Genomic DNA, 15,497 nt, shown 5'->3' on the forward strand with positions numbered 1-15,497 from the left:
ATCCATAAACGACGACGTGTATTCCTATACCTGCGAGGCACGCGCGGACGGTAAGAGCTTGGCAACGGTTCGCCTAACGTGTGACCGCGAGCTCAAGTTTGGGGCGCACGTGCGTGTTATCGGTCGCGTTTCACGTTTTGAGAACGATGCGTATGGACGATCGCGAGCGCTCCGAGGCGAGGTGCGCAAGGTTAAAGCCGTTCGGATTTTGTCGGTCGATGAGGGCTCTCCGGGGCCGCTGCTTCGGCTGCGAAATGAGCTGCTTGCGTCCATTGCGCCTGCGACCGACCCGGCGCGTGCGCTCATAGCCGGTGTCGTTTGCGGTCGTTCGGCCGAGCTGCGCGCCCAGCAGGCGGGCGACTGGTTTTCGGTGACGGGTACGGCGCATCTTATCGCCGTCTCGGGCAGCCATTTGGCTATCGTGGGGTTTGTAATTGAGGGCGTATTGCAAAAGACTCGGTGTTCACGTGGTCTTCGGCGGGCGATATTGGCGATAACGCTTGTGGGCTACGCTGCCTTTACGGGCGCGTCTCCCTCGGCCGTGCGCGCGTGCTGCATGGTGTTCGCGACGCTTGTCGTAAACGGCGCAGGGCGTCGCCGGCACGGCGCATCGGCGCTCTTCGTAACCATGTCCATCTTTGTGCTACTGCGGCCGACGGTGCTGTTCGAGATGGGCTTTCAGCTTTCATGTGCCAGCGTCTTAGCCATTCTGTGCTTTTGCCCCTATGCGACCTACGCTTTGGGTGAGTTGGGTGTGCCGTCGGGCGTTGCCAGCATGCTTTCCGTCACGCTGTGCTCGCAGTTGGCGACGCTCCCCATTACCATTCCTGCCTTCGGTACGTTCTCGCTCATTGCTCCGCTGGCAAATGCGGTCATCGGTCCGGTGGTGAGCGTACTGCTCGCTGTGTCGATCGTACTGGTTCCCTATTCGCTCGTGGCACAATTGCGGATTTGGGCGCTCATTGTGCCCATGGTTGCCGCCCGTTGCGCACTGTTCTTCGAGCAGCTGTTTGCCGCCGTGCCGGGTGCATCCGTGAGTGTGCCGCCCGATAGCATGTGGATTTACCTAGTGCCGTGTTTGCTGGCGGTTCTGCTGGTCTGGTGGCCGCGTCCCCGTGCACGTCCTATGGCGGTGGGGCTTACGTGCCTGGTGTTCTTGGCTGCGATTCCGTACGCCTACTGGGATCGGTTCGCTCCGCCTTCGGTGACGGTGCTCGATGTGGGCCAGGCCGATGCGATTCTTATCCGCCAGGGCGGCACAGTAGCGCTCGTCGACTGCGGGCTCGACGAGCGCGTGGTGGCGGCGTTGGTTCGCAATAACGTGCACCATATCGATGCCGTCTTTGTGACGCATTGGGATGAGGACCACTGGGGTGGTCTGCCTGCCGTGCTCGATCAGTTTTCGGTCAGAACGATTGCCGTGGCGGCGGATGCGCTGGAGGATGCTCCTGCCGAGGTATTGAACCGACCTGGCGTGGAGTATCGGCAGGTGCGCCGTGGGGATACGGTCGACATCGGCTCATTTTGCGCCCGCGTGATGTGGCCATTCGAGTCCGTGGATGGCGAGGGAAATGAGGACTCGCTTGTCCTGCTGCTCTCTTATGTTCAGGAAGGCAAGGGCCTGCGTGTGCTCCTCACCGGTGATGCCGAGCTCGATCAAGAACGGGAATTCGTGCAGGAGGTGGGAGATATCGATGTACTTAAACTTGGGCATCACGGCTCTAAGGTTTCAGTCGATGGTGAGTTGCTGGACGTCCTGAAGCCCGAGCTTTCCCTCGCGAGCGCGGGCGAGGGGAATCGATACGGCCATCCGTCCGATGCCTGCATCGATGCCGTTATGGAAGCGGGCGGCGTGTTCGCGTGCACCATCGAACACGGCGACATTACCGTCACGCCAACTGCGAATGGCTTTGCGATGCGATGCCAGCGACCATGACGACGTCGTTGGCGTGTGGTGGGCCCCTGGGCTAGAATGGCACGGAACGAATACGAAGGCCTGCGGGAGGGGAGCGCAATGTCCGAAATCGGTCTGCTGCCGGCATATCTGATCGTCGGTACCGACGGAGTCAAGCGCGATCACGCCGTCTCGCGCATGAAAGCGCGTCTGGAAAAGACGGGCATGGTCGAGTTCAACATCGACGAGCGCGACATGACCAAGGACCCCGATATCGAGTCCATTATCGGATCGCTTAACACCTTTCCGATGGGCAGCGAGTTTCGCCTGGTAATCCTTGATGGCTGCTCAAAGCTCGCTAAGGCGGTCTCGGAGCCGCTCGTTGAGTATCTGGCGAGTCCCAGCCCCACAACGGTCTGCCTCATCATCGCCGACTCGCTTGCCAAGAACACGCGCCTGTATAAGGCGATCGCCAAAATCGACAAGAAGGCCGTGATCGATTGCTCCGGCACCAAGCGCTGGGAGCTGCCGCGTCGCGTGCAGCAGATGGCGACGCAGCACGGCAAGTCGATCTCGACGGCGGCCGCCGAGGAACTCGTCTCGCGTTCGGGTGAAAACACTCGCATGCTCGATAACGACTTGGTTAAGCTTGCCCAGATGGTCGAGGCGCCCCAAATTGAGCTTGCCGATGTGGAGCGCTGGATTGTACGTACGGCCGAGGTTCAACCCTGGGACTTTCTCAATGCGGTCTCGGCCCGTGACATGCGCCGTTCGCTCGAGCTCTTCAATCTAATGCCCGCCAAGAGCTACGTGTGGACGTACACATTGCTGTGCGGCCGCATTCGCGAGCTTATCGTTGCCAAGGCGCTCGATGCGCGCGGACAGGGTCGTGAGCTGGCCGCAACGCTCAAACTCCAGTCCTGGCAGGTCAAGAATCACCTGACCTGGGCACGTCGCTTTTCGATGGCAGAGCTCGTCGCAGCGCTCGAGGGTGCCGTTGATGTGGAGCTCGCGCTCAAGGGTTCGGCCGATTCTCAGACCGCGCTTTTGCTCTGGATTACGAACATCTTGAGAAAATCGTGATGATACCTGCCTATTTGACAAATTCGTTCTATCCCTTTGAGGGGGAGCGTGCTATAGTAGGCGCTTGCATGACCTCACCGTGTCTCAGAGGTGTCATACATTTTTTGCAAGGAACTCGAAAGGAACTCCAGAAGTGGCAAACATCAAGTCTCAGAAGAAGCGTATCCGCACCAATGAGGCAGCTCGCATGCGTAACAAGGCTGTCAAGTCCGAGCTCAAGACGCTGACCAAGCACGTCCAGTCCGCCGTCGCCGAGGGCGACGCCGAGAAGGCCCAGGCTGCCCTCAAGACCGTCACCAAGCGTCTCGACATGGCTGCCGCCAAGCATGTTATCCACAAGAACCAGGCTTCCAACCGCAAGTCCGGTCTTGCCAAGCTCGTGAACAGCATCAACGCCTAAGTTGTAAATTTCACACCACACAGATTACGCGCATAAATGGAGCCTGTTTTATGGAACAGGCTCCATTTTTTGTACCGCTCGGGTAAGATAGTCCGCATGAATACTTCAATTGACATTTCCCACATCCGCAACTTCTCAATCGTTGCGCACATCGACCATGGCAAGTCCACGATCAGCGATCGCATCCTCGAGCTCACCCATACCGTCGACGAACGCGACATGGAGTCGCAGCTGCTCGACACCATGGATATCGAGCGCGAGCGCGGCATCACGATCAAGTCCAATGCCGTTCGCGTGTCCTATGACGCCGACGATGGCGAGACGTATCAGTTCAATCTGATCGATACGCCGGGCCACGTGGACTTTACCTATGAGGTCTCGCGCTCGCTGGCAGCCTGTGAGGGCGCGGTGCTCGTTGTCGACGCCACACAGGGCGTCGAGGCACAGACCGTCTCCAACGCGACGCTTGCCATGAACGCCAATCTGGACATTGTGCCGGCCATCAACAAGATCGACCTGCCCTCGGCTCATCCCGACGAGGTTAAGACCGAGATCGAGGATGACCTGGCGATTCCTGCCGATGATGCCGTGTGTGTCTCGGGCAAGACCGGCGAGGGCATCCACGATCTGCTGGAGTCCATTGTCTTTTTGATCTCTCCGCCCAAGGGCGATGCGAACGCGCCGCTCAAGGCACTCATCCTGGATTCGTACTTCGACGAGTATCGTGGCGTCGTCGCCACGGTGCGCATCTTTGACGGCTCCATCAAAAAGGGCGATACCCTGCGCATGATGCAGGCAAAGGGCGACTTTTTGGTCGATGGCGTGGGCGTCAAGCGTCCCGCCGAGACCCCGGTCGATGCGCTGACGGTCGGCGAGGTGGGCTACGTGGTCACGGGCCTGAAGGACCCCGAGGCCGTTCGCGTGGGCGATACCCTCACGTGGGCGTCGAATCCCTGCCCCGAGCCGCTTCCCGGTTACCGCGAGGCCAAGCCCATGGTCTATACGGGCCTGTTCCCGATCGATAACAAGGACTACGAGAACCTGCGTGACGCGCTCGATAAGCTGCACGTCAACGACCCGTCGTTGGTGTGGGAGCCCGAGACCTCGGTGGCGCTCGGCTTTGGCTTCCGCGTGGGCTTCTTGGGCCTGCTGCACATGGAAGTCGTCAAGGAACGCCTGGAGCGCGAGTTCAATCTTGACCTCATTGCCACGAGTCCATCGGTCGACTATCACGTCTACAAGACTGACGGCGAGATGATTGATGTCCGCAGCCCGCAGGATCTGCCCGAGGCTACGCGCATCGAGCGCATTGAGGAGCCCTACCTCAAGGCCAAGATTATCTGCCCGCCCGAGTATACGGGTGCCGTCATGCAGCTCGCTATCGAGCACCGCGGCATTACTACCGACATGATCCATCTCACGAGCAAGTCGGTCGAGATGCGCTTCGATATGCCGCTTGCCGAGCTCATCTTGGATTTCTTTGACCAGCTCAAGAGCCGAACCAAGGGCTATGCCTCGCTCGACTACGAGTTCAACGAGTATCGTCCCTCCGAGCTCGTGAAGCTCGATATCTTGCTTTCGGGCGACGAGGTGGACGCGCTGTCGTTTATCGTCCACAAGGACAAGGCCTACGGTCTTGCCCGCGGTCTATGCGACAAGCTCAAGGAAATCATTCCGCGTCAGCTGTTCGAGGTTCCCATCCAGGGTGCTATCGGCAACAAGATCATTGCCCGCTCCACCGTCAAGGCGCGTCGCAAGGACGTGCTTGCCAAGTGCTACGGCGGCGATATCTCGCGTAAGCGCAAACTGCTCGAGAAGCAGAAAGAGGGCAAGAAACGCATGAAGGCCATCGGTTCTGTCGAGGTTCCGCAGGAGGCCTTTATGGCGATCCTCAAGGTGGACGAGTAGGTCTATGGCGCTTTCCGAATATAGTCTGCGGCTGCTGGGCGCCTATGCCGAGCAACCGTTCCTTATGGCTCCCATGGCGGGCGTGACCGACCCCGCCTACCGCATCATGTGCCGTCGCCGCGGTGCCAATCTCGCCTATAGCGAGATGGTGAGCGTGGCGGGCCTTGCCTATGCTAGCAACAAAACGTGGCGCCTGGTGCTGCCGGCCGACGAGGAGCAGCAGATTTGCGTGCAGCTCTTTGGCTCCAAGCCCGAGCAGTTTGCGAGCGCCGTCGCCGCCGTCGAGGATCGTGTGGGCGATCGTCTGTCGCTCATCGATATCAACATGGCCTGTCCTGCCCGCAAGGTTGTCACCAAGGGCGAGGGCTCTGCCCTTATGCGCACGCCCGATTTGGCCGAGAAGATCGTCGAGGCCACGGTGGGCGCGGCGCACGTGCCCGTGACCGTAAAGATCCGCAAGGGCTTTTACGCCGAGGACCGTAATGCCGCGACGTTTGCCCAGATGCTCGAAGGCGCCGGTGCCGCCGCGGTGGCGGTGCATGGTCGTTGCGCCACGCAGCTCTACACAGGGCAGGCCGATTGGTCGGTCGTCGATGAGGTGGCCGACGCCGTCGAGATTCCCGTGATCGGTTCGGGCGATGTGTTCTGCGCCGAGGATGCCGCGGAGCATCTGCGCAGCTCGGGTGCCAGCGCGGTGTTTATCGCGCGCGGCATCTACGGCAATCCGTGGGTGTTCGGTGATGCTCGCGCCCTTGCGCTCGATGGCACGCCGGTGCCGGCGCGCAGCTCCGTCGAGCGCTTAGACGCCCTGCGTGAGCACCTAACGCTGACGCATGAGCTCCTGCCGCTCATGTCGCGTGCCCGTACGTACGCAAGCTGGTACTTAAAAGGCATGCCCCATGCCGCCGCTTGGCGTGCCCATGTGGTGCGCTGCTCCACGTATGAGGAGTTCATGGCGCTGGTCGATGAGATCGAGCGCGATGTGGTGGCCTGCGAGGCTGCCCTTGCCGCCGGCGAATTGGTGCCCCCTCATCCGCTGGAGGCTTAAGGGTGGCCGTTACCGCGCTGTACGTGCACGTGCCGTTTTGCGCTCATAAATGCCGCTATTGCGACTTTGACTCGAGCAGTTTTGCTCCGTGCGACCTGAGCGCTGCGCTCGATTCCTATTTTGAGCAGTTGTACGCGCGCCTCGATGCTTTTGGCAAGGCTGGGGCCCTCGACCAGATCCGCACCGTCTATGTTGGCGGCGGTACGCCGTCGCTGGCGGGGGAGCGCCTGGTGGAGCTGGCGCGGCGTATTCGTGCGTGGTGCGCCCCCGTTGAGTTTACCTGCGAGGCCAATCCCGAGTCGCTGACCGCCGAGCTTGCCACTGCACTTGTCAAGGTTGGTGTCACACGCGTCTCTCTGGGCGTGCAAACGCTCGATAACACCGAACTTACTGCCATCGGCCGTATTCACGATGCCGATCGGGCGCTCGCTGCCATCGCGACGGTCAAGAACGCTGGGCTTGACGTGTCGTGCGACCTTATGTGCGGACTTCCCGGGCAGACCGCAGTGAGTTGGAAGCGCACGCTCGATGGCGTGCTGGCGGCGGCTCCGCATCATGTGTCGGTCTACCCGCTCACGCTTGAGGAGGGGACGCCCCTTTATCGCATGGCGTGCCGCGATGAGTCGCTCGAGCCCGACGAGGATTTTCAAGCTTCGTGCATGGATGTGGCGCGTGAGCGTCTGGGTGCGGCCGGCTATCATCCCTATGAGGTGGCAAGCTATGCGCTCGACGGCCATGAGTGCGCCCATAACATTGCCTACTGGACCGGACGGGGCTACCTGGGCCTGGGTCGTTCCGCCGCGGGCATGCTCGACGCCGAGGATTTCGACCGTCTTGCGGGTTTGTTCCCCGGCGTGTCTTCTCGAGGCGATGCGTACCGCGTGCGTCTGGTGCAACGTGACGATGACGCGACGGCGTTCGAGGCCGAATATCTCTCGCAGCGCGAGGCCGCGGCCGAAGACCTGATGCTTGCTTGCCGCATGACGCGCGGTGTCGCGTCCGACCTGTTGGTTCGCGCGGTTCGTGTCATCCCAACGGGCGAGCTGGCAGCTGCCTGCGATCGCGCGCTCGAATTGGGTCTTGCCACTTGGGTGCCCGAGACGCTCGGGGTCCATGAGGGACCCTTCACTTCGGCAGATGTCGTCGCGGGCCATGTTCGAGCTCGTCTGGCGACGACACACCTGGGCTGGCTCGATGGAAATGTTCTGTTCGAGCTGTTTTGGGATCTAGCTTAGGCCGCTCGGGTAGAATTACCGGAATATATACGCTGCTGTGAGCAGGAGGTTGCCGCGCATGGCGACGATGAACGAAAAAGATTACTACGAGATTTTGGGTGTCTCCAAGGACGCCACCTCGCGTGATATTCAAAAGGCCTTCCAGCAAAAGGCCCGCAAGCTCCATCCGGACGTCAACAAAGAGCCGGATGCCGAGGAAAAGTTTAAAGAGGTTTCCGAGGCCTACGCCGTGCTTTCGGATGAGCAAAAACGTGCGCGCTACGACGCCATGCGTTCTGGCAATCCCTTTGCCGGTGCTCCTACGGCTTCGCCCTATGGTGGCAGCTACGCCGGCAGCACGGGTTATGGCAATCCTTTTGAGGGCGGCTTTCCCTTTGGTGGCGCCTGGGGCCAGCAGCGTCGTGGACAGGCTGCCTACAATCCCGAGAACGGCGCCAACGTGGTCGTCGATATCAAACTTGACGCCAAGGAGGCCAAGGGCGGTGCCCGCAAGACCGTCCGCTACACGCGCTTCGATACGTGCGGACATTGCGGCGGCTCGGGTTCTGTCTCCTCCGAGCATGCCCATACCTGCCCAAGCTGTGGCGGCCGCGGCCACATCGACGTCGACCTGTCCTTCCTGTTTGGTGCGGGTACGTTCCAGTCGGTCTGCCCCGAGTGCGGCGGTTCCGGTAAGGTCGTGGCCGACCCCTGCCCCGATTGTGGTGGCAGCGGTCGTACTCGCGCAACCTCCGAGCAGACGATTGAGTTTCCTGCCGGCACGCACGATGGCGACGAGGTCCGCATTAGCGGCATGGGACATGCTGGCACCAACGGTGCCGCGGGCGGCGACTTGGTCGGCCGCGCCCATGTTGAAGCCGAGCGCTTGGAAGGCAAAGCTCGTACCGGTTTTTACCTGATGGGCATCGTGGCGCCGTTTTTGGTGCTGTCGGCCATTTCGGGCGTGTTCTCGGCCTTTGCCGTGATGTGCTTTATTCCGTTTACCATGGGCCTGTTTATGGTGCTTTCGGACGGTGTGCTTCATCGTAGTCTGCTGTGGTGGAAGCGCGGTGCGATGCAGTTTGCCAACGGTTTTGCCAACGGCTTCATGTTCGCGCTCGTGTCAGTTTGGTTCGCGAGCTGCTCGCAACGGGCCATGCTTTCGCCGTACCAAATGCAATAACATCAAACCCTCTGTTTGCGGCCAGCCCAGCTTGGGTATAGGACGCACTGTGACAATAATGAAAGTCGGAAGGATTCGGTCGTGTCGGAAAATAGGGATTACTACGAGGTGCTTGGCGTCGACAGGGATGCCGACGCGCGGACGATTAAGCGCGCGTTTCTAAAGAAGGCCCGTACCGTACACCCGGACGTTTCGGACGACCCCGAGGCCGAGGCCAAGTTCAAGGAGCTCAACGAGGCCTATTCCGTTCTTTCCGATGAGCAGAAGCGTGCTAATTACGACCGTTACGGCACCGCCGACGGTCCTGGTGGTTCGGGCTACGTCGATATCAACGATATCTTTGGTGGCATGGGCATGGACGACTTGTTCTCGTCGTTCTTTGGCGGCGGTGCCGGCGGTGGCGCCCGCAGCCGTCGTGAGCGTCGTCGCGGACGCGACATGGCCATCTCGCTTTCGGTGACGCTCGAGGAGGCGGCGCTCGGCTGCAAAAAGACGATCAGCTATGACCGCCTTGCTCCTTGCGAGGACTGCAACGGCACCGGTAGGGCAGAGGGCGCACAGGAAAAGCAGTGCGGCCGCTGCCACGGCACGGGCTATGTCACGACGGTTCAGCGTTCGTTCCTGGGCCAGGTTCAGTCCTCTTCGCCTTGCCCCGACTGCCATGGCGAGGGCACGGTCATCGACCATCCCTGCGAGACCTGCGACGGTCAGGGCCGCACGCCTTCGCATGAAAAGATCGACATCGATATTCCCGCCGGCGTTTCGACCGGTCGCCAGCTGCGTGTGAGCGGCTTTGGCGAGGCCGGCCTTCGCGGCGAGCCTTCGGGCGACCTGATTGTCAACGTGCGCGTCGCCGACCATGAGCGCTTTAAGCGCAACGGTGATGACCTGTACCTGGTGAGCGATATCTCGATTGCGCAGGCTGCGCTCGGCTGCGAGATCGAGGTCGAGGGCATTATGCCCGACGAGGTCGTTAAGGTGACGGTTCCCGCCGGCGCCCAGTACGGCGATACCGTGAGCGTCAATAATTACGGCATGCCGCGCATTGGCGGTGGCGGTTCGCGTGGCCGCCTGATCGTGCAACTGCGCGTGGTCGTTCCCACCAATCTTTCCAATAAGCAACGCGAGCTGCTCCGTGCTTTTGCCGATGAGATGGGCGATGACGTCGCTTCCGGTAAGAAGTCGGTTACCGACCGTATCAAGAGTGCCCTCGACGATATCCTCGATTAAGGAGCCCGCGTGCTCGCACCCCATATTTCCGTCGTCAACCTCGGCTGCCGCGTCAACCGGGTTGAGTCTGACCGTATCACTGCCGATCTTATGCGCCTGGGATTTGCTATTGTGGAGCCCCAGGATGCCGATCTGATCGTCATTAACACCTGTGCCGTTACGGGCGAGGCCGAGGCCAAGACCCGTAAGGCCGTCCGTCATGCGCTGGCCTATCCGGGCGAGCCTTACGTGGTCGTAACCGGCTGCGTCGTCAACCTGCATCCCGAGGAGTTGCTGGAGCTCTCCGATCGCGTGATCGCCGAGCCGTCCAAGATTGACGTCGCCGAGCGCGTCTGCGAGGTGCTGGGTGTCGAATCCGATAGCGTTCCCGCCTGCAGCGATGGCGAGGTGGTCGATGCGCTCGGTCGCTCTCGCCTGGGCGTGAAGATTCAGGACGGCTGCAACCATCGCTGCACCTATTGCATTGTGTGGAAGGCACGCGGCCCCGAGCGCTCCGTGCCCGTCGAGTCCGTGCTCGAGCAAGTTCGCGAGGCCCAGGAGGCCGGCGTGCCCGAGGTGGTGCTGACCGGTGTGAACCTGGGTGCCTACGATGGCAAGAGCGCGACCGACGAGCACGTCGAAATCGATGAGCTGCTCGAGGCCATCATGGAGCGCACGTCTATTCCGCATGTGCGCATTTCCTCGGTCGAGCCCATGGATATCTCCGAGCGCCTGCTTAAGGTTATGGCTCGCTATCCGCAGCGTATCGCCCCGTTTTTGCACCTGCCCGTGCAGTCCGGCTGCACTGCGACCCTGCATCGCATGGGCCGTCCCTATAGCGCCGAGGCCTTTGAGGACACGGTGCGTATGATTCGCGCCAACTTGCCCCAGGCGTCCCTTTCGTGCGATGTCATCGTCGGTTTTCCTGGTGAGACGGACGAGGAGTTCGAGGAGTCGCTGGCGCTGTGCCGCCGTGTGGGTTTCTCGCGTATGCACGTGTTCCGCTACAGCAAGCGTCCCGGTACCCTTGCTGCCGACATGCCCGACCAGGTGCCACCCGAGGTTATGGCCGAGCGCAGCCGCCGTATGCGGGCCGCCGCACAGGAGCTCGCTATTGCCGACGCTCGTCGTCGCGTGGGCACGGTCGAGCGTGCCGTGCTCGAGTATGGTGACAACCTGACGCTCGGCTCGTTCCATCATGCCCGTCTTGACGATACCTGTGGACTTACAGCCCCGTGCCTGCTCGATGTTGCTATCATCGGAGTCGATGATTCCGGCTTGGTCCATGCACGCAGGGAGGTTCATGGAAGCCTCGAAGATTAGACTTACCGTTCCCGAGGGAATTGATCCCTCGCGCGTTTTGGGCGTCGGCGACGGCGTTCTTCGTGCGCTTGAGAGTTTGGTTCGCGCTCACGTGGTCGCCCGTGGCGATAGCATCGCCGTGAGCGGTGACCCGGATGAGGTCGAACTCGTGGCGCGTTTTTTCGAACACGCTTTTCGCGAGGCGGCCGCCGGGCGCACGCTGTCTATCGACGATGTCTCTCGCTGCCTGGCTGTCTTGCGCGACGGTGAGCACGAGGCTACGTCGCTTCGCGATGACGTGCTGCTTTCGTATCGCGGCCGCGTCATTCGCCCCAAGACGCTCGGGCAAAAGCGCTATGTGGATGCCATCCGCTCGCATACCATCACGTTTGGCTTGGGTCCTGCCGGTACCGGTAAGACCTATCTGGCTATGGCGCTCGCCGTTGCCGCGCTCAAGCGTCACGAGGTGGGCCGTCTGATCTTGACGCGTCCGGTTGTCGAGGCGGGGGAGAATCTGGGCTTTTTGCCCGGCACCCTCGAGGAAAAGATCGATCCCTACATGCGTCCGCTTTACGACGCCCTATTTGACATGATGGATCGCGAGCGCACCGATGAGCTTATGGAGCGCGGCGTGATCGAGATCGCCCCGCTTGCCTACATGCGCGGCCGCACGCTGAGTGATGCCTTCGTGGTGCTCGACGAGGCGCAAAATACCACGCCCGAGCAGATGAAGATGTTCCTGACACGCCTTGGGTTCAACTCCAAGTTCGTGATTACCGGCGACCTGAGCCAGCGCGACCTGGTGGGTCGTCGTGGCGGTCTTGCCGACGTTGAGCAGATTTTGGGCCGTGTCGACGATGTCGCATTTTCTCACCTCGAGCGTGCCGACGTGGTGCGTCATGCCCTGGTGGGTCGTATCGTCGAGGCATATGATGCTTATGATGACGTGCGCGAGCAGCGCCCGCGCGACCGAAAGGAGTCCCGTTGAGTGTATTGATCAGCAACGATGCCGAGCTCGATACGCTGCTCGACGCGCAGGAGGTGGAGCACATCTGCGAGGTCGTGCTTGCCGCCGAGGGCGTTGAGCGTGAAGTCGAGATTTCCCTTTCGTATGTCGACGAGGACGAGATGCACGAGCTCAACCACGAGTGGCGCGGCATCGACCGCACCACCGATGTGCTCTCGTTTGAGTGCGATTCGGCCTTTGACGATGACATTCCCGCCGATGAGACGCTCGAGCTCGGCGATATTATCTTGGCCCCGCAGGTTATTGCCCGTCAGGCCCCCGGTTTTGGCAATAGCCCCGCTGACGAGTGCCGTCTGATGCTCGTTCACGGCATGCTGCACCTGCTGGGCTATGACCATATTGATGACGACGAGGCCGAGGTCATGGAGGCCCGCGAGGACGCCATCCTGCGCGATCTGGCGCTCGAGCGCGGCGAGGACCCCAAGCTAGTCCATGTCGGCCCCATCACCAACCACGCCCACGACTAGGAGCCGTCTATGATTCCCGGATCTAACAAGGACCATCCGTCCTTCTTAAAGTCGTTTTCCTACGCCATGGAGGGCTTCGTCACCGCCGTAAAGACCGAGCGCAACATTAAGGTCATGCTCGTTGCGGGCGTGTGTACCGTCATTGCCGGCTGCATCGTGGGGCTCGACATTGCCGAGTGGGCCACGATTATCATCTGCTGTGGCTTGGTGATTCATGGCGAGCTGTGTAACACCGCCATGGAGGCCATCGTCGACCTGGCGACCCAGGAGCTCCATCCGCTGGCCAAGCGTGCGAAGGACATCGCCGCCGCCTCTGTATACGTTCTTTCCATCACCGCCGCGATTGTGGGCGTGCTGGTATTTGCCCACGCACTCGGCTTTATTTAGAAAGGGATTCCCATGTCCGACAATATGCAGCCTATCGATGAGATTTTGGATGACGAGGCCGAGGAGTTCGACCCGTTTGAGGGCATGAGCGATGAGGAGCTCGACGCCCTGTGCGACGAGGACGACAGCCTCGCGGGCTTTGGCGACGTTGAACCCGGTTTCCGCAGCGGCTTCGTGGCCCTGGTCGGCCGCCCCAACGCCGGCAAGTCCACGCTACTCAACGCCTGCTATGGCAAAAAGGTCGCCATCACCTCGCCGGTGGCTCAGACGACCCGTCGTCGCATGCGCGCCGTCGTCAACCGTCCCGGCTACCAGCTGGTCTTTGTCGATACCCCAGGTATTCATAAGCCCAAGGACGGCCTGGGGTCCGAGCTCAACAAGAGCGCGTTGTTCGAACTGAACGATGTCGACGTCGTCGCGTTTTTGATTGATGTCACCAAGCCGATCGGCAGGGGAGACGCCTGGGTTGCCGAGCGCGTCAGATGCGCCCGTTCCAAGAAGGTCCTGGTGCTCACCAAGGCCGATGAGGCCGACCCCGCACAGGTCATGGAACAGCTTAAGGCAGCCCACGAGCTCATGGAATATGACGATGAGATCGTGACGTCGTCCGTCAAGAACTTCAACGTTGATGCCTTCATCGAGACCGTTGCGCACTTTTTGCCCGAGGGTCCGCGTTGGTTCCCCGAGGACATGGGTACCGACGCTTCCGACGAGACGCTCGTTGCCGAGTTTGTGCGCGAGAAGGTCTTGCGCCGCACCCGTGATGAGATTCCGCACTCCGTTGGCGTGATCTGTGATGCGCTCGAGCAGACCAAGAAGGTGCTGCGCGTGCACGCCACCATTTACGTCGAGCGCGAGGGCCAAAAGGGCATCATCATCGGCAAGGGCGGCGAGATGATCAAGCATATCGGTATCGACGCCCGCCGCGATCTCGAGCGCATCTTTGGCACGCAGGTCTTTTTGGAGCTGGACGTGAAGGTCAAGGCCGGCTGGCGTGACGACGAGGCCCAGATTCGCCGCTTTGGCTACAACGCCGAGGACTAAGGACGCACGGCGCGCATGGCAGGCTCCCGGACATATCGCACGAAGGTGCTCGTCCTCGACAAGACGAAGCTCAAAGAGACGGACCTGATCCTGACGATGCTTGACGAGCGGGGCCGGCAGGTTCGCGCCGTGGCAAAGGGCGCCCGCAAACCCGGTGGGCGCCTGGCGGCGCGCTGCGAGCTGTTCTGTACCGTCGATATGCTGCTCGCGCATGGACGGTCGCTTGACGTGGTTTCCCAGGCCGAGCTTATGGAGGCGCCGCTCGGCGCTGCGCCCGATTACGAGACGACCTGCGCCGCGAGCGCGATCGCCGAGGTCGCGCGTGTGTGCTCGTTCGAGGACGCCGAGGACCCGTTTACCTTTGCCATAACGCAGCGAGCGCTTGCCCTGGTGGGCAGCGGGCTCGACACGGCGCATATGGATCTACTTGTGGCGGCATATGTCTTTAAGCTGCTGTCGTATGTTGGCTATCGACCCGATTTTTCGGCCTGCGTGCTGTGCGGAGACCCCATGCTGTCGTATTTTTCGCCCCAGGCCGGCGGGCTCATGTGCGGCTCGTGCGCGTCGAGCGTTCCGGGTGCAGAGTTGGTATCGACCGGTGAGGTCGCATGGCTGCGCGCCCTCATGTCCATGACCTTCGATGCGCTTTTGGCTGAGAGGATCGATCCCCATACTGCCGCTTTTTTGTTGGGGCTTTCGCATGTCTGGGCGGCAACACATGCCGATCAGCGCCTCCGTGCGATGGAATTCATGTTGGGTCGGTGATGATGCGCGGGCGCGGGCTGCTTGTGGTAACATACCGACTTGTTGGTACCTCGACCTTGGTTGCTCGCTCCACCGGCGGCTTCCCAGTCCGAGGCGAATCGAGTCGCCCGCGGGCGACGTAAAACGAAAGGTGAAACAATGACTGTTTCCAAAGAGCGCAAGGCGGAGCTGACTGCCCAGTTCGGTAACACCCCGGTCGACACCGGTAACCCCAAGGTTCAGGTCGCCATCCTGTCCGAGCGCATCAAGGAGCTGACCGAGCACATGAAGTCCCACCAGAAGGACTTCCACACCCGTCGTGGCCTGCTCATGCTCGTCGGTCGTCGTCGTCGTCTTCTCTCCTACATCAAGAAGAGCGACATCGTCGAGTACCGTGAGCTCATCAAGGCTCTGGGCATCCGCGACAACATCCAGTAAGGATTTGTACATGCTAAGAGCGTCCTGCGCAGCGGGGCGCTCTTTTTGTGTAAGGGCGTGAACAATCACGCTCTGAAGCGTGGCGGGGGCAGGGGGCCCGCGTCACATGAGAAGCCCGCAGGCAAGGGGCCTGTGGGGTAAAGGAGAAC

Annotated in this window: 15 protein-coding genes; all 15 read left to right on the forward strand. The window is 61.1% G+C overall.

Going from position 1 to position 15,497, the window contains the following annotated elements:
• The coding region (locus tag AB5Z25_RS02725) for a DNA internalization-related competence protein ComEC/Rec2 (RefSeq protein WP_368134731.1) at positions 1-1,936 on the forward strand (1,936 nt) is incomplete at its 5' end.
• Between the two features lie 78 nt (positions 1,937-2,014).
• Positions 2,015-2,977, forward strand: coding sequence for a DNA polymerase III subunit delta (gene holA, locus AB5Z25_RS02730; protein ID WP_368134732.1), 963 nt, complete (start codon positions 2,015-2,017; stop codon positions 2,975-2,977).
• Between the two features lie 133 nt (positions 2,978-3,110).
• The gene (rpsT, locus tag AB5Z25_RS02735) at positions 3,111-3,377 is read left to right on the forward strand and encodes a 30S ribosomal protein S20 (RefSeq protein ID WP_022094714.1); all 267 of its coding nucleotides are present in this window, start codon (positions 3,111-3,113) and stop codon (positions 3,375-3,377) included.
• 96 nt (positions 3,378-3,473) lie between these two features.
• Positions 3,474-5,285 (forward strand): translation elongation factor 4, encoded by a 1,812-nt coding sequence (gene lepA, locus AB5Z25_RS02740; RefSeq protein WP_117770326.1) that lies wholly within the window; start codon positions 3,474-3,476, stop codon positions 5,283-5,285.
• 4 nt (positions 5,286-5,289) lie between these two features.
• Entirely contained in the window at positions 5,290-6,333 is a 1,044-nt protein-coding gene (gene dusB / locus AB5Z25_RS02745; RefSeq protein WP_368134733.1) for a tRNA dihydrouridine synthase DusB, read from the forward strand.
• Between the two features lie 2 nt (positions 6,334-6,335).
• Positions 6,336-7,568, forward strand: coding sequence for a radical SAM family heme chaperone HemW (gene hemW, locus AB5Z25_RS02750; protein ID WP_368134734.1), 1,233 nt, complete (start codon positions 6,336-6,338; stop codon positions 7,566-7,568).
• Positions 7,569-7,626: 58 nt separating this feature from the next.
• Positions 7,627-8,730: a DnaJ domain-containing protein gene (locus tag AB5Z25_RS02755; RefSeq protein ID WP_349127525.1), complete on the forward strand. Its 1,104-nt coding sequence runs from the start codon at positions 7,627-7,629 to the stop codon at positions 8,728-8,730.
• Positions 8,731-8,811: 81 nt separating this feature from the next.
• Complete coding sequence (dnaJ, locus tag AB5Z25_RS02760; RefSeq protein WP_099431798.1) at positions 8,812-9,960, forward strand: molecular chaperone DnaJ; 1,149 nt, start codon at positions 8,812-8,814, stop codon at positions 9,958-9,960.
• Positions 9,961-9,969: 9 nt separating this feature from the next.
• Positions 9,970-11,262 carry a MiaB/RimO family radical SAM methylthiotransferase gene (locus AB5Z25_RS02765; RefSeq protein ID WP_368134735.1) on the forward strand — a complete coding sequence of 431 codons (1,293 nt, stop codon included), beginning with the start codon at positions 9,970-9,972 and terminating at the stop codon, positions 11,260-11,262.
• A complete protein-coding gene (locus AB5Z25_RS02770) occupies positions 11,243-12,229 on the forward strand; it encodes a PhoH family protein (protein WP_368134736.1) in 987 nt (328 codons plus the stop codon). The genes AB5Z25_RS02765 and AB5Z25_RS02770 overlap by 20 nt, the downstream gene beginning before the upstream one ends.
• On the forward strand, positions 12,226-12,735 hold the full coding sequence (gene ybeY / locus AB5Z25_RS02775; RefSeq protein WP_368134737.1) for an rRNA maturation RNase YbeY: 510 nt from the start codon (positions 12,226-12,228) through the stop codon (positions 12,733-12,735). The genes AB5Z25_RS02770 and ybeY overlap by 4 nt, the downstream gene beginning before the upstream one ends.
• 9 nt (positions 12,736-12,744) lie before the next feature.
• Positions 12,745-13,122, forward strand: coding sequence for a diacylglycerol kinase family protein (locus tag AB5Z25_RS02780; protein ID WP_117639888.1), 378 nt, complete (start codon positions 12,745-12,747; stop codon positions 13,120-13,122).
• A gap of 12 nt (positions 13,123-13,134) precedes the next feature.
• Positions 13,135-14,166, forward strand: coding sequence for a GTPase Era (era, locus tag AB5Z25_RS02785; RefSeq protein WP_368134738.1), 1,032 nt, complete (start codon positions 13,135-13,137; stop codon positions 14,164-14,166).
• A 15-nt stretch (positions 14,167-14,181) separates the two neighbouring features.
• Entirely contained in the window at positions 14,182-14,931 is a 750-nt protein-coding gene (gene recO / locus AB5Z25_RS02790; protein ID WP_368134739.1) for a DNA repair protein RecO, read from the forward strand.
• Between the two features lie 138 nt (positions 14,932-15,069).
• A complete protein-coding gene (gene rpsO, locus AB5Z25_RS02795) occupies positions 15,070-15,348 on the forward strand; it encodes a 30S ribosomal protein S15 (RefSeq protein ID WP_217108130.1) in 279 nt (92 codons plus the stop codon).
• The last annotated feature ends 149 nt before the right edge of the window (positions 15,349-15,497 follow it).

It is taken from the genome of Collinsella aerofaciens, from assembly GCF_040910325.1.
In the GTDB taxonomy this organism is placed as follows: domain Bacteria; phylum Actinomycetota; class Coriobacteriia; order Coriobacteriales; family Coriobacteriaceae; genus Collinsella; species Collinsella aerofaciens_BL.

Bases quoted from the DNA above. Each gene is read 5' to 3' on its own strand.
- holA (WP_368134732.1), top strand. From the start codon at position 2,015: ATGTCCGAAATCGGTCTGCTGCCGGCATATCTGATCGTCGGTACCGAC.
- lepA (WP_117770326.1), top strand. From the start codon at position 3,474: ATGAATACTTCAATTGACATTTCCCACATCCGCAACTTCTCAATCGTT.
- dusB (WP_368134733.1), top strand. From the start codon at position 5,290: ATGGCGCTTTCCGAATATAGTCTGCGGCTGCTGGGCGCCTATGCCGAG.
- AB5Z25_RS02755 (WP_349127525.1), top strand. From the start codon at position 7,627: ATGGCGACGATGAACGAAAAAGATTACTACGAGATTTTGGGTGTCTCC.
- AB5Z25_RS02770 (WP_368134736.1), top strand. From the start codon at position 11,243: ATGGAAGCCTCGAAGATTAGACTTACCGTTCCCGAGGGAATTGATCCC.
- AB5Z25_RS02780 (WP_117639888.1), top strand. From the start codon at position 12,745: ATGATTCCCGGATCTAACAAGGACCATCCGTCCTTCTTAAAGTCGTTT.
- era (WP_368134738.1), top strand. From the start codon at position 13,135: ATGTCCGACAATATGCAGCCTATCGATGAGATTTTGGATGACGAGGCC.
- recO (WP_368134739.1), top strand. From the start codon at position 14,182: ATGGCAGGCTCCCGGACATATCGCACGAAGGTGCTCGTCCTCGACAAG.
- rpsO (WP_217108130.1), top strand. From the start codon at position 15,070: ATGACTGTTTCCAAAGAGCGCAAGGCGGAGCTGACTGCCCAGTTCGGT.